This window comes from Chryseobacterium lactis (genome assembly GCF_003815875.1).
Taxonomy (GTDB): Bacteria; Bacteroidota; Bacteroidia; order Flavobacteriales; family Weeksellaceae; genus Chryseobacterium; species Chryseobacterium lactis.
Genome location: NZ_CP033924.1, coordinates 2942141 through 2955878 on the forward strand (window position 1 = coordinate 2942141; position 13738 = coordinate 2955878).

Below are 13738 nucleotides of genomic sequence, written 5' to 3' on the forward strand. Positions count from 1 at the left end.
GAAATTAGAGATTTTCAAAAACTTAAGTATATTTCGTTTCAATCAGGTTTGTCACATGATCTCCCGGTTGATTTATATAAAATCGTAGATTCCGTTTTTCCAGCCCAATACTTTTGAAGAATCTGCTTTCAGCCAGTTTTTCAAAATGGTGGCATATACTTTTCTAAAGTCTTCGGTATAGATCAGATCGCCTTCATTCAGGTTTTGTAAATCGGGAAGACTATTCAGAATACCTTTCTTTTTAAGGTTTCCACTGACAAAAAACATTTGATTCGCGGTTCCGTGATCCGTTCCATTACTGGCATTTTGAGCAACACGTCGTCCAAATTCAGAAAATGTCATCAACAGGATATTATTGAATAAGCCGTTACTTTTCATATCGGCAACAAAAGATTTTACGGCTTCATTGATGTCACTGAAGAGTTTACTTTGCCTGTCACTCTGGTTAACATGAGTGTCAAAACTTCCGACTGAAAGATAGTAAACCTGAGTATTAATATCAGATTTTATCAGAGAAGCGACTGTCTTAAAGTCCTTTCCCAGCTGAGAATTAGGATAAACCTGTTCCGTTTTTTTTGCCTTGCTTTTGTCAAAAATATAACCGGCATTATTGATTGTGGAACCTAAGGTCTGGTAAAGATAGGACACTGTTTCATCATCGTGATGATGATCATACAGAGATTTGAAATACTTTTCCTGGCTTGTTTGGTACAACCTCTTTGGATCTTTAAAAGCAAATGCTTTATTGTTTTCCCCTTTGAGAGCGAGACTCAGCATATCATCCACTTCCAGCGCCTGGGTAGGATGCTCACAGCGATAACATTCTTCATCCAGAAAACGCCCGAGCCATCCTGTTTCCAGAAATTCGTCACTTCTGCTTGCCGACTGCCAGATATCCATACTTCGGAAGTGCGATTTATCAGGATTGGGATAGCCTACATTATTCATAACCGATAGTTCTCCGTTGTCAAAAAGCTCCTTGAAATAGGAAAGAGAAGGATTAATCCCCGCTTCATCTGTCAGAGCTAGAGAATCCTGAATGGCAAGGGTCTTTCTTTCCCTGAAATAAATATCATTTTTCGCGGGAATAATCGTATTCAAGCCATCGTTTCCTCCTGTAAACTGAAGAACAATCAGAATGTTTTGGCTGGGAGCCAATGCTTCATCAAAGGTCATTGCCTTTAAAAAATTGGGCATCAGCATTGAGGCGGTGGCCAGTGAACTTATTTTGAGAAAGTCTCTTCTTTTGATTAACATAACTTTTGAGTTTAGGTTGCCGATAATAGGTTACATGTCGATAGCATTTATTTTAAAGCTACATTAACTGATATTCCGGAGTGGACATCAGGTTGATGACAGTCATTTTTATACTCTTATCAGAAAAACTATTTACAGTATTCATATCCAGACTTTTGGAATTTTGAATTAAATAATCTTCACATTTTTTAGAAGTAAAAATCTTATCGACCCGATCCCAGTCTATTGTGATATTCGGGTTTTTAAAAGTCTTGTTTAAAGCCGTTTCGCGGGATTTCATCCCCATATCAATGTCATCATCCTGTCTTGGGCTATATTCTAAAGGACGTAGCCCTGACCAAATCTGGGGAACCTGAAGTCTTAACATCAGCGTAGAACTGTCGATCCAGGATTTTCCGTTTGGCCATCCGGATACATTGGGAGGGTAGAGCAGCATCTGCCCCAATAACTTCTGATAAACAATGAGGTTTTCCGGATTCTGAATGTGCATGGGAAGTACCCGCATTATTCCGGCCATCAGCTCTACAGGAGATTTTATCCTGTTTCCAATATTCTTCTGATCATAAAACCATGAACTTGAAAATATCTCTGTCATCAGCTTTTTGATATCATAACCGGAATTGTAGAAGCCTGTGCTGAGCTTGTCAACAATATCCTTATCTACATTTTCATTGACAAAAAATTTATAGATCTTGGTGGTAATAAATTGGGAGGTACTTTTTTGTTCTAAAATAATATTTAAAACATCAGCACCAGAAAAATTACCTGTTTTACCCAAAAAGGTTTTGGTTCCTTCATCATGCAGGTTTTTGCGTTCTTTAAAATTGCCTTCTTTATCATAGCTCCAGCCTGTAAAAGCTCTTGCACCTTCTCTCACATCTTTTTCAGTATAGTTGCCTCTTCCCATGGTAAAGAGTTCCATTACTTCACGGGCAAAATTTTCATTGGGATGATCTTTCTTGTTCTGTTGATTGTTCAGAAAGTTGAGCATGGCGGGCGACTGGCTTACTTCAAAAAGCAAATCTTTAAAATTACCCAATGCATTTTTTCGGATAGTATTTAAAAGCTGTCTGTTGAATTTAGGATTGAGCACCCTTGATGCAAAATGTCCGTGCCAGAAAAATGCCATTTTCTCTCTCATCTGTTCCTTGCTGTTCACCATTTTATCGAGAAAGTTCAGGTTGAGTTCGTTGTTTTGCTCCCTGTTAATCCTTTGCATTTCCTTTTTCTTTTCTGCGGGAGCATTGCTGTTCATATAATCTGCGGTGGGATCTGTATCGGGAGTGTCATAATTGACCTCTGTGAAGCTGTCTTGTTTAAATAATTCATTCATCAGCGTTTTTATATTCTTATTTTTCAGATCGTCAATCTGATTGATTCCAATCCCGAATCCTGCACGCCAGAGAAGATGTTTGTTTTTTACTAATGAATCAGCCATGATGAGGTTATTTGCTTTTTGATGTTTTTGATGGAAAAAAGTTAAAATAATAACGGGTTAAAGATTGTTAATATTGTTAGACAGGCAGATGTATTGACGGAAGAAAAAATTGCTTCTTATAATAAAGGTAATATCTTGTCTTCTACTTTATATAGAATCTGTTTTTAAGTGTAGCAACCTTCTTCGAGCTTCCACTCATTGTTTTTCATTTAAGTCCACTTTTTAAGATCATTTTTTGATAATTTTTGTTAAACAAATATTTAATTTTTCTTAAAAATAATCTATTGATATTCATTTGTTTATGATTTTATTGCGTGTTAAAATCACGGAAAAAGCCTTGCTTGGCATGATTTTTACATCCTCTTGTTTAGTAAAATTTAAAAATTAGAGTTATGAAAATGTTTAAACAAGCAATATTGCTGGCTGGAATTTTGACAGCAGGTATAGCAAGCGCCCAAAGTTCACAAATGAATAATATGCTTAAAGTAGGCGCTAATGTTGGTTTAGCAGTTCCCGCAGATAATCTTTCTGCAGCAGTTGGAGTAGATGTAGCTTACCAGAACCTGATTACTCCAGGATTTGGATTAGGTATCGCATCAGGATATACTCATTATTTCGGAAAAGAAAATAACGGTTATAAAAACAATGATGTAGGTGTAGTTCCTGTAGCTGCTTTAATTAGAATTTATCCTAAACAAACAGGTTTCTATTTCGGAACAGACTTAGGATATGGTTTCTTGGTTGGAGACAAGCAGGTAGCTTCTAATACAAATGTTGAAAGAGCAAGCGGAGGTTTTTACCTTAAGCCGGAGATCGGATACCACAACAGAGACTGGAATTTCTTTGTACAATACCAAAAGGTTTTTGTGGGAACTAAAGGAGATTTGCCAGGACAGGATTATAATGTGGGGAATATCGGAGTAGGATTCGGTTATAATATTCCATTAGGAAAGTAGTTAGATTTAATATAAACAATTATTAACCAAACCTTTTCACAAAAGTGAAAAGGTTTTTTTCATCTCTGCAAGATTTACAAAAACAATTATTATATTTGATAAAATTTGAGGTTATGATTCTGAATCCAAAATTTCCACTTTATTTACCAGGAGTAGAGAACAGTAATAATGATAATATCTCTATCATCGGAGCAAGCCTCCGTGAAGATATAACAATCTTAGGCTATTTTGTTTCCGGGAACGGAGGTCTTGAGATCAAAAAACAAAATACATACGCAACAAAGGAATATGCTTCTTTTGCAGATATTTTAAAAGCATTTATCAACGATAATCAGCTGGAAAATGTAAAACGCCTTGGAATGGCAGTACCGGGACCTGTATTTGACGGGAAGAGTACACCTCCGAGATTAGGTTGGCATTTAGATGTTGAAGAGTACAAGAGAGAATTCGGGTTTGAACAAGCAGAGATGCTGAACGACCTTGAAGCTTCTGCTTACGGAATGGCACTTCTTGAAGATAACGATCTTGAGGCCATTTACACAAGCGGGCATCTTGAAAAAGGAAATGTAGCGATTCTTGCACCCGGAAACGGACTTGGAGAAGCCGGTTATTTCTTTGACGGACAATACCTGAGACCATTCGCGACTGAAGGCGGGCATTCTGAATTTTCACCAAGAACCAATGTAGAGGTCGAGTTTTACCAGTTTTTAAATAACATTTATGGAATTGTAAGCTGGGAAAATGTACTTTCTAAATCCGGTTTATTCAATATCTACAGATTCTTAAGAGATGTAAAAAGGCATCCGGAACCGGAATGGTTAGGAGAACGTCTTGCCAGTGGTAACTTTGTAGAAGAACTTTATAAAGCGGCTGTTGAAGAGAATGTATTGATCTGCAGAATTGCTTTAGACACCTTCCTGGAGTTTTTGGCAAGAGAAGCGAATAATTTAACGCTAAAATTAAAAGCTACCGGAGGATTACTCATTGCAGGAGATATTCCTCAAATGGTAAGAGAATATATAGATAAGGACAAGTTTTATGAGAAGTTTAAAATCAGTGACAAAATGGAAGATATGTTTAAGAACATTCCGATTTATCTGATTAAGCAAAATCATACGGCACTCAAAGGTATTGCACTTTACACAGCCTACTATCAGCTATAAAATACAAACTCCGAAGAAATTCGGAGTTTTTTTATGGAGATGATATTATTCATAAAAATAATCAAATTTCTTGATATACATCAATGAAATCTATGAGATAAGATGGCTACCTTTGTGTTATTAAATAAGTAAAACAATTCTATTCAATGAAAAAAATATTTTTATTAGCAGTATTAGCTGGTGGTTTAGCATTCGGACAGTCAAAAAAAGTAGTAGCTTCTGATATTCACTGGTGGGGATATAAAGTAGCAAAATCTGAGGCAAGTTCTCACGATGGAACTGTAAAAGTGAAATCAGGAGATATGGTGATGAAAGGAAACCAATTGGTAGGCGGAAGTTTTGTTTTGGATATGACTTCTATTAATGCAACTGACCTTACAGGAGAATATCAGCAAAAATTGAACGGACACCTTAAAAACGGTGACTTCTTTGAAGTTGAAAAACACCCTACTGCTAGTTTCAAAATTACAGGAGTAAAGAAAAACAGCGATAAAATCTATAACTCTTTGGTAACAGGAAACCTTACAGTAAAAGGAAAAACAAACCCGGTTACTTTCCCTGCGAAAATTTCTTACAGCAAAGGAGTAGTAAGTTTAGTATCCAACAAATTCTCTTTCGACAGACAGAAATTTGATGTAGCTTACAAGTCTACAATGCAGGATGTTTTTGTGAAAGATGATATTGATATGGTCGTAAAGGTGACTGCTCAATAAATTAATCAAAAAAAGATTATTAAAAGTGTAGAAGTTCTACACTTTTTTTTATTTTTGTTGAATTGTAAATAAAAAAGAATGAAAAGATTACTATTGTTTGCTATGGTGTGCGCAAGCATTTCATTTGTTTCTGCCCAGAAGAAATTTGATAAAGTGTCTAAAGTGACTTCGTCAGAGATCAGATGGTGGGGATATAAGGTTGTAAAAACTGAAGCATCCTCCCACTCAGGAACAATAAAGCTGAAAAGTGGAAAATTTAATTTTGACCATACTGTTTTGGTAGACGGAGAGTTTGTAATAGATATGAGAAGTATGATGGCAGGAGATGTTTCTGATGAGGATCAGATCAAACTTACGAATGACCTGAAAAGTACCAACTTCTTTGAAGTAAAAAAATTCCCTATTGCAAAATTCCATTTGACTAAGATTATTCCTTTAGCAAACAGCGAATTTAATTCTACAGTATATGGAGATCTTACTCTTAAAGGAGTGAGAAAAACGATCTCTTTCCCTGCGAATGTATACGTAACTCAGTTTACAGTGGTGATTGAATCCGCGAAGTTTTCCTTAAACAGAAGAGACTTCAAGGTATTCTATCAATCTTCATTGAAAGACTATTTCATCAAAAATGAAATGGATATTCAGTTTAAATTATCTACTGAAAAGTTGGATAATGACAACAGAGTCCCTGCGAAGAAGAAATAAGATTAAATATACTATTGATAAAAAATGAGCAATTCTATTAGAGTTGCTCATTTTTTTTGGTTAAATAGATTGAAGTATTTGTCGTTATAGCACCACTGAAAGTAAATAATTTTTGATTCAGAATATTCATCGATTGCTGTAATTTTTATAAATTAGTACTATGAAGATTTACATTGTAAGCGGGCTTGGAGCAGACTTTAAAGTGCTTGAAAGATTAGAATTTCCCAAGCATTATGAGCTGGTTTTTATTGACTGGCTTATTCCGGAAAAAAATGAACCTTTTAATGCTTATGTGAAAAGAATGGCTGAGAAAGTAGATGATTCTGAACCATTCTATCTGCTGGGATATTCTTTCGGAGGAATTATTGTACAGGAGATCAACCAGCTGAAGCCGGCAGAGAAAGTCGTGATTCTGGGAAGTATAAAATCTGATAAAGAGAAGTCCAGGTTTATCAAAACAGGAGAAGTTACCAAAATCCCGAGAATACTGCCTGTAGGACTTTTTAACGAAAGAGCTGCCAATGTATATGCCGTGGTCCGAAAGCTTTTTGATCCTAAAAATCCAAGGCTTCTTCAATATTTCAGGGTGAAAGACCCTTATTATCTGAAATGGTCTGTAGAAAAAGTTGCAGAATGGAAATTTGAAGAAAATCCCAATGTGATTCAGATATTGGGTGATAAGGATATTGTTTTTCCCATTCGGTATTCAAAGCCGGATTATACCATTAAAGGAGGAACCCACCTTTTTCCGGCTACAAAATACAAGGAAGTTTCTAAAATATTGAATACAGTTTTTAATGATGAAAAATAAAATATTATTTTCTGAATAGTTTTTTATAGGGGTGTTTTGTTGAAAAACATTTTTTTTAATAATTTATATTTAAATTTGATAGGGGTTAAATATAAATTATTATGAAAATCGGATTAAAATGGATCGTTTCTTTTTCAATCATTGCTTTAGTTGCAATTGGAGGATTGTTCTGGAATCCTGCTTCACATGTGGCCAATACGACGGAGTTTCTTACCGAAGATAAAATTGTAGGAGCAGATGTGGCATGGATTCTGGCAGCTGCAGGACTTGTACTTCTTATGACTCCCGGGCTTTCTTTCTTCTACGGAGGAATGGTTGGCAAAAAAAATGTGATTTCTACCATGCTGCAGAGTTTTATTGCACTGGGCGTTATCTCTATTTTATGGGTAGTAGTAGGCTTTTCTCTGTCTTTTGGCGAATCATTGGGATTTAATCTTAATGGAGAGCATTACGGAATTATCGGGAATCCATTGAGCTATCCTTTTTTTTCCGGAGTAGGAATTCTCCCTCATAAAATGATGGCATCTACCATTCCATTTATACTTTTTGCCTTGTTCCAGATGAAATTTGCAGTCATTACTCCTGCTATCATCACCGGTTCTTTTGCCGAGAGGGTGCGTTTTATTTCCTATCTCCTGTTTATCGTCCTTTTCAGTATTTTTATTTATGCTCCGCTTTGTCATATGGTGTGGCATCCTGACGGTCTTCTGAATAAATATTTTGGAGTGAAAGATTTTGCCGGTGGAACAGTAGTCCATATGAGTGCCGGTTTTGCCGCACTTGCAGGAGCATTAGTCGTAGGAAACAGAAAAAATCCACATCATGAACCTTCTAATATTCCTTATGTACTTTTAGGAACGGGAATGTTGTGGTTTGGGTGGTTCGGATTTAATGCAGGATCCGCATTGAGTGCCTCTGCTTCTGCTGCAACAGCTTTTGGAACAACTACCATAGCCTCTGCATCGGCAATGCTGACCTGGATATTTTTTGACAGGATCAATGGGCGAAGTGTTTCTGCATTGGGAGCGTGCATCGGAGCCGTTGTAGGATTGGTGGCGATTACTCCCGGCTGTGGATTTGTCAGCATTCAGGAAAGCCTTTTTATCGGGTTTATCACGGCCATAGTTTCTAATGTGATGGTCAACTGGAGAAGCTTAAAAAGGATAGATGATACCCTTGATGTTTTTGCCTGTCATGGAGTAGGTGGAATTATGGGAATGATCCTGACTGCCATTTTTGCCCATGGTGAAAAGGCAAGTCTTCTGCATGGTGGTTTTGAAGTTTTTCTTCACCATATGGCAGCGCTGGTTCTTGTTTCTGTTTTTACATTTTTCGGATCATTGATTTTATATAAGATAACCGATTCGATAATCACGTTGAGGGTCTCTGAAGAGTCTGAAAATAAGGGGCTTGATCTCTCTCAACATGAGGAAAGTTTCAGCTGACCTTTTCTATTCTTACATTATCATTAAACCTCATTGAAATCCTGATTATTATTAAGATTTATCATGTATCTTTGCGTTAGAGGAAAATGACGAATCATTTATGGAATCAATATCGGTTTTTGAGATTATTAAAGTAGGGATAGGCCCATCCAGTTCGCATACGATGGGGCCATGGAATGCCGCATCAGCATTTATCAGAATTATAAAGAGAGAAAGATCAATAGCTGAGGTAAGAGAAGTTTTTCTTGAGTTTTTTGGTTCACTTGCCAAAACGGGAATTGGACACGGAACAGATATTGCGGGAATGCTCGGTTTGAATGGTGAAGATTTTAAGATCATCGATACTTCAAAAATTGATGAGAAAATTGATTATATAAAAAATACTCAAACCATTAATCTCGGAGGAGAGAAAGTTATTCCATTTATTTATGGGCATCACTTGATTTTAAATATGCAAAAATCACTTGATTTTCATCCCAATGGAATGATCTTTAAGGCTGTTTTTGAAGATGGTACCGAGCTTGTGCAGGATTTTTATTCTGTAGGTGGAGGTTTTATCGCCAGCCAGGAAAAAAACTCGATTGAAAAACACTGTGTACGTACTTTATATCCTTGTCATCATGGTTCAGATCTTGCAAAATATTGCCAGAAACTGGGGTTTGACCGAATTTCAGATTTAATTTTCATTAACGAAGAAAGTTGGAGAACTCAGGAAGAAACGAGACAGGAAGCACTCTATATCTGGCAGCAAATCAAAGAATGTATTTATAAAGGCGTTAATAAAGAAGGGATCCTTCCGGGAGGATTGAATGTTTCCAGAAGGGCAGCGGGACTTAACAGAAAGCTTTTAGGAGATAAAATATATAAAAATATCGACGAGTGGTTCAAGCTTGTGGTAGATGCAGAAGAGAATTTCACCAATATCAATAAGTGGATAGCCTGCTTTGCACTGGCTGTAAACGAAGAAAATGCAAGTTTTGGAAGAATTATTACAGCGCCTACGAATGGCGCAAGTGGAGTGATTCCTGCAGTTTTGATGTATGCTCAGGCATTTACCCCGTTTACCAGTGAGGATGACATTGCAAGATTCCTGCTTGTTGCAGGTGAAATTGGAACATTATTCAAAAAAAATGCAACAATCTCTGCCGCGATGGGAGGTTGTCAGGCAGAAATCGGAGTATCATCAGCGATGGCAGCAGCAGGTCTTACTGAAATCTTAGGCGGAAGTGTAGGACAGGTAATGATGGCGGCAGAAATTGCAATGGAACATCACCTTGGGTTAACCTGTGATCCGATCAAAGGACTGGTACAGATTCCATGTATCGAAAGAAATACAATGGGAGCCATGAAAGCCATTACAGCAGCTAATATTGCGCTGGAAAGTGATCCTGCCAAGGCCAAAGTAACGTTAGATGAGGTGATTCAGACGATGTGGGAAACTGCACAATCGATGAGTGATCGTTTCAAGGAAACTTCCGAAGGAGGACTTGCGATAGCTGTCAATGTTCCGGAATGTTAATAGTCAACAATAATTTAAAATACAAAATCCTTAGGCAATGAAGTCTAAGGATTTTTTTTATCTGAATTAAAGAGAATTATTTTTTGTTAAAAAGATATGTTTTTCCATGTTGTATAAGTTGTAGTTGGTCTTTTTCCGGCATAAAAGTGATTGTTAGATCCGCTTTTTCAAATTTAAATTGATTTTTATCAACATACTCGAGCATAAACTCCGGCTGATTATCTCCCTGGGCAAAAAGATTTCCATTCCTGGTTGATATTTTTAAGCCTAAAGAAATATCTTTTGAAGAATAATCTCCGGAATACTTTTCAAGTTGGGCGACTGGAATTTGAACGGTATCCAATACGGGATATTTATAGTCCTGGTTATAGATCAGATTAAGGATTGCCAGAAAAAAGTTATTATGAGATAAATTTTCTCCATTAATGGTCGAGGCAAAGGATAACTGATCGATAGGTTCATAGGATACGGTTGAATGCGTGCCGGCGGTATCACCACCATGTCCGTAAGATATAATATTATAGAAAGGCATCTTTATAATTCCACTGCCAAAAAGTTTTTCGTTTTTATCTGAAATCATCATTTCCAGATTCTTCTTTTGGGTAAATTGTCCGTTAAACAAAGCATTGATGAAAATATTCAAGTCCTCGGTGGTAGAGACAATGTCGCCTAAACCTATGCAATTATGAAAGTCAAAGTCTTTCACTTCCACCCATTGACTATCTTTATATTCGTATGATTTAAAAATATTTTTAGGATTGTCGAGCACAGAAAAAGTATGATTCATATTGGCTTTTGCCAGGATGTTTTCTTTTAAAATAATATTGTAAGGCTTTTGGTGTAGTTTTTCTAAAATCCTGCTCAGTAGAAAATAAGCTGAATTGGAATATTTTACCTTTTCTCCGGGCTGGAAGCTGATTCCTTCTTTTTTAATCGCGTCGATAATGGCTTTATCACCTATAGGTTTTCCAAAAAGCCAATTGTTTTCAATTGAACTTCCGACGTAATTTCCCAATCCACTGGTGTGATTCAACATGTTTTTTATGGTAATATTCTGAGAGTTCGGCATGTCAGGATAAAACTTCGATAACTTTTCATTGATATTGAGTTTTCCTTTTTCTATTAACTGATGCAGCATCACAGCCGTCATAAGTTTGCTGATGGAGCCTATCTGGTATTGAGTGTTTTGATCATAAGTAATATTTTTAAGCTGCTGTTGTCCAAAGTTTTTGTGATAAACCTCCGAACCATTTCTGAAAATCGACAGGCTTCCAATTCCCTGATTGTTCTTAACAAAATAATCTAAAAATTCATCAATTTTTTGAATATTGATTGCTTTACCGTTAAGATAAGGGATATCAGCGCTCTTTTTGAGCTCTCGGAATAGGTTTAAAGGAAATGTTTTGCCATTTTGAGTAAAGGTTCCTTCTATGTGATCTGTTTGATAGATTCCTTTGTAGGAAACATTTATCTTCTGGATTTCAAAATTGAGCTCATTATTATTGAATGATATTTTATCGACTCCGATATCCTGAGTGCTTTGTTTAGGGCTATTAAGCAAGGAGCTATAACCTTTCTTTTCTTTTTTTACTTTCAGGATAAGGGGAAGTTTCATGGTTTGGGTGTCAAGTTCACCGTTCCATATACCCTCAATTTGGGCGTAACAAAGCTGTGCCAGCAATACCAGCACGACGATTAATTTGGTTTTCATAGTATTTAAATTAGTTGAGTTGTTAAAATTTGGCAGACTAAAGTAGTAATCAGTGAAACGAACGCAAAGAGGACAATATGCTGCCATTTTTTTATATTGGTCGCCGTTTTAAAGCCATTGTAATAAATGATAATACTGTATATTAAAATGACAATAAAAAACATAGCCATTGCCATCGTAATGGCGGTATCCAAAAAAGGAAATGACCCACCGGAATGGTTTTGATAACTGATCATTCTCTCTTTTGCTTCGTTGATAAAAGCTAATTTTCCTATGGGCTGTAAAAAGATTAAAATCAATTGTGAAATTAAAACGGTATTGATGATATCTATAAGCCTCGTTTTATTGTTGAAGATTTTACCTAAAATGAAAAGAACCACTATGGCAGACGTAAAACTTATCAAAGTGAGCACTGCAACGGTTTGAAGAGAGGTTTCTTCCAAACTGCTGATTTTGTAGATGCTGCTGAAACTGCTTTCAGTCCAGTATCCGATTCCAATAGACAAGGGTATTGTTAAAAGTCCTATAAAAAGAAGTAATTTTTCATCAAATTTTTCAAAAGGATTAAAGATTGTTTTCCAGTTCATGGCATTGAGTTTACAGATTAGTTTTTAAGTTGAGTGATTTTGTTGATCAGGTCATCCATTTTATTTCTCATAGTGGGATAGGAGAGACCTGCCTGTTTTGCCATTTCTTTAATGCTTCCGCTCGACAGAAAAAAACTGAGAACAAAATCCTGTTCTTCACGATTGAGTTTTAAGAGAACCGGAAGTTCATAATCACCATTTACTTCTGTTTTACAATTTGAACATGTCATCTGGCTTACGTTAAGAGTATGATCACAACTTGGGCAGACTATGGGTAGTTTCATGGATAAGTATTTTGACAAAAATAGGATTAATTTTTAATAAAGTTAAAATAATTTTTAATTTTATTAAAAAAATATGAAACGAATTTAAATAAAGAGTGCTTGGTATTGAAGTTTTTTAGATGAATAGTAAAACAAAAAATCCCGGATTATTTATCCAGGATTCCTCTTATTTTATTAGCATTACTGATTAGTTCTTGCAGGTATTCATAATTTTCTTTTTCTAGCGCCGACTTAAATTTTCTGAGCTGAGTAATATGCTCATTCAATACATCCAGTACATTTTCCTTATTCTGTTTGAAAATAGGAACCCACATTTCAGGGTGAGATTTGGCGAGACGTACCGTACTTGAAAAACCCGAACTGGCTAATTGAAAGATGGTTTCCTCCTCACGTTCTTTTTCCAGAACGGTGTTGGCCAGAGCATACGAAGTAATGTGGGAAATATGGGAAATATAGGCGGTATGAATGTCATGATCCTCGGCATTCATGTAAATCATGTGCATGTCAAGAGCATTCACAACCTTTTCAACGGTATACAGTGCATCCGTTGCAGATTCTTCTTTATTGCAGATAACTCCCGCTTTTCCTGCGAAACTTTCGGCGATGGCAGATTTAGGGCCGCTATTTTCTGTTCCCCACATCGGGTGAAAGGCCACAAATCTTTCACGGTTGGGATGATTTTTAACAGCACCTACGATTCCTGCTTTGGTAGATCCCGCGTCCATTACCGTCTGATGATCAGAAACAAGATCCAGTACTCCCGGCAATACTTTTCTGGCAGCATCCACCGGAATGGCAATGATGACAAGGTCAGAATTTTTAATTCCATCTTCCAGGGTTGCTTCTGCATCAATTATTTTGAGGTCCAGAGCTTCAATGATATGTTGCTTGTCTTTATCAATTCCGTAGATAAAGCTGGCCATTCCTTTTTCTCTTAATTTTAATGCCATCGAACCTCCGATTAATCCGACTCCTATAATACTTATTTTCATCTTTAATTTTTTTTAAAATAAAAAAACCCCGTCAAGGACGAGGTTTTAAGTTATGTTCATAAGAATCCCTATCCCAGATCTGAGTTAAAAATTCTATAATAATATGTTTCGTTGTTAAAATTCACAAGGCGAAGTTATAAAATATTTTTTAAACTTA

The 13738-nt window shown here is 36.3% G+C and carries 13 protein-coding genes; 7 read left to right on the top strand and 6 right to left on the bottom strand.

Going from position 1 to position 13738, the window contains the following annotated elements; translation table 11 throughout:
• Positions 1-72: 72 nt before the first annotated feature.
• A complete protein-coding gene (locus EG342_RS13140) occupies positions 73-1257 on the bottom strand; it encodes a DUF1501 domain-containing protein (RefSeq protein WP_103294063.1) in 1185 nt (394 codons plus the stop codon).
• Between the two features lie 58 nt (positions 1258-1315).
• Positions 1316-2695 carry a DUF1800 domain-containing protein gene (locus EG342_RS13145; RefSeq protein ID WP_164465183.1) on the bottom strand — a complete coding sequence of 460 codons (1380 nt, stop codon included), beginning with the start codon at positions 2693-2695 and terminating at the stop codon, positions 1316-1318.
• A gap of 392 nt (positions 2696-3087) precedes the next feature.
• Between EG342_RS13145 and EG342_RS13150 the strand changes: the two genes are divergently transcribed.
• The 7 genes from EG342_RS13150 to EG342_RS13180 all read left to right on the top strand — a co-directional run bounded on the left by EG342_RS13150 (position 3088) and on the right by EG342_RS13180 (position 10007).
• A complete protein-coding gene (locus tag EG342_RS13150; protein WP_103294065.1) occupies positions 3088-3651 on the top strand; it encodes a hypothetical protein in 564 nt (187 codons plus the stop codon).
• Between the two features lie 113 nt (positions 3652-3764).
• Positions 3765-4814 (top strand): glucokinase, encoded by a 1050-nt coding sequence (locus EG342_RS13155; RefSeq protein WP_103294066.1) that lies wholly within the window; start codon positions 3765-3767, stop codon positions 4812-4814.
• Positions 4815-4960: 146 nt separating this feature from the next.
• On the top strand, positions 4961-5527 hold the full coding sequence (locus EG342_RS13160; protein ID WP_103294067.1) for a YceI family protein: 567 nt from the start codon (positions 4961-4963) through the stop codon (positions 5525-5527).
• A gap of 78 nt (positions 5528-5605) precedes the next feature.
• On the top strand, positions 5606-6232 hold the full coding sequence (locus EG342_RS13165; protein ID WP_103294068.1) for a YceI family protein: 627 nt from the start codon (positions 5606-5608) through the stop codon (positions 6230-6232).
• Positions 6233-6392: 160 nt separating this feature from the next.
• On the top strand, positions 6393-7043 hold the full coding sequence (locus tag EG342_RS13170; protein ID WP_103294069.1) for an alpha/beta hydrolase: 651 nt from the start codon (positions 6393-6395) through the stop codon (positions 7041-7043).
• A gap of 101 nt (positions 7044-7144) precedes the next feature.
• On the top strand, positions 7145-8488 hold the full coding sequence (locus tag EG342_RS13175) for an ammonium transporter (protein WP_103294070.1): 1344 nt from the start codon (positions 7145-7147) through the stop codon (positions 8486-8488).
• A gap of 100 nt (positions 8489-8588) precedes the next feature.
• A complete protein-coding gene (locus EG342_RS13180; protein ID WP_103294071.1) occupies positions 8589-10007 on the top strand; it encodes an L-serine ammonia-lyase in 1419 nt (472 codons plus the stop codon).
• A gap of 76 nt (positions 10008-10083) precedes the next feature.
• Here the strand turns inward: EG342_RS13180 and EG342_RS13185 are convergent, their stop codons facing one another.
• From EG342_RS13185 to EG342_RS13200, 4 genes are all read right to left on the bottom strand, one after another.
• Complete coding sequence (locus EG342_RS13185; protein WP_164465184.1) at positions 10084-11718, bottom strand: serine hydrolase domain-containing protein; 1635 nt, start codon at positions 11716-11718, stop codon at positions 10084-10086.
• 5 nt (positions 11719-11723) lie between these two features.
• On the bottom strand, positions 11724-12305 hold the full coding sequence (locus tag EG342_RS13190) for a YIP1 family protein (protein ID WP_103294073.1): 582 nt from the start codon (positions 12303-12305) through the stop codon (positions 11724-11726).
• Between the two features lie 17 nt (positions 12306-12322).
• Complete coding sequence (locus EG342_RS13195; RefSeq protein WP_103294074.1) at positions 12323-12589, bottom strand: DUF2089 family protein; 267 nt, start codon at positions 12587-12589, stop codon at positions 12323-12325.
• Between the two features lie 146 nt (positions 12590-12735).
• Positions 12736-13581, bottom strand: coding sequence for a prephenate dehydrogenase (locus EG342_RS13200; RefSeq protein WP_103294075.1), 846 nt, complete (start codon positions 13579-13581; stop codon positions 12736-12738).
• Between the last annotated feature and the right edge of the window lie 157 nt (positions 13582-13738).

What these genes read in the sequence shown, in the direction of transcription:
- EG342_RS13160 (WP_103294067.1), top strand. Translation starts at nt 4,961, where the DNA reads ATGAAAAAAATATTTTTATTAGCAGTATTAGCTGGTGGTTTAGCATTC.
- EG342_RS13140 (WP_103294063.1), bottom strand. Translation starts at nt 1,257, where the DNA reads ATGTTAATCAAAAGAAGAGACTTTCTCAAAATAAGTTCACTGGCCACC.
- EG342_RS13175 (WP_103294070.1), top strand. Translation starts at nt 7,145, where the DNA reads ATGAAAATCGGATTAAAATGGATCGTTTCTTTTTCAATCATTGCTTTA.
- EG342_RS13195 (WP_103294074.1), bottom strand. Translation starts at nt 12,589, where the DNA reads ATGAAACTACCCATAGTCTGCCCAAGTTGTGATCATACTCTTAACGTA.
- EG342_RS13165 (WP_103294068.1), top strand. Translation starts at nt 5,606, where the DNA reads ATGAAAAGATTACTATTGTTTGCTATGGTGTGCGCAAGCATTTCATTT.
- EG342_RS13155 (WP_103294066.1), top strand. Translation starts at nt 3,765, where the DNA reads ATGATTCTGAATCCAAAATTTCCACTTTATTTACCAGGAGTAGAGAAC.
- EG342_RS13145 (WP_164465183.1), bottom strand. Translation starts at nt 2,695, where the DNA reads ATGGCTGATTCATTAGTAAAAAACAAACATCTTCTCTGGCGTGCAGGA.
- EG342_RS13180 (WP_103294071.1), top strand. Translation starts at nt 8,589, where the DNA reads ATGGAATCAATATCGGTTTTTGAGATTATTAAAGTAGGGATAGGCCCA.
- EG342_RS13200 (WP_103294075.1), bottom strand. Translation starts at nt 13,581, where the DNA reads ATGAAAATAAGTATTATAGGAGTCGGATTAATCGGAGGTTCGATGGCA.
- EG342_RS13190 (WP_103294073.1), bottom strand. Translation starts at nt 12,305, where the DNA reads ATGAACTGGAAAACAATCTTTAATCCTTTTGAAAAATTTGATGAAAAA.
- EG342_RS13170 (WP_103294069.1), top strand. Translation starts at nt 6,393, where the DNA reads ATGAAGATTTACATTGTAAGCGGGCTTGGAGCAGACTTTAAAGTGCTT.
- EG342_RS13150 (WP_103294065.1), top strand. Translation starts at nt 3,088, where the DNA reads ATGAAAATGTTTAAACAAGCAATATTGCTGGCTGGAATTTTGACAGCA.
- EG342_RS13185 (WP_164465184.1), bottom strand. Translation starts at nt 11,718, where the DNA reads ATGAAAACCAAATTAATCGTCGTGCTGGTATTGCTGGCACAGCTTTGT.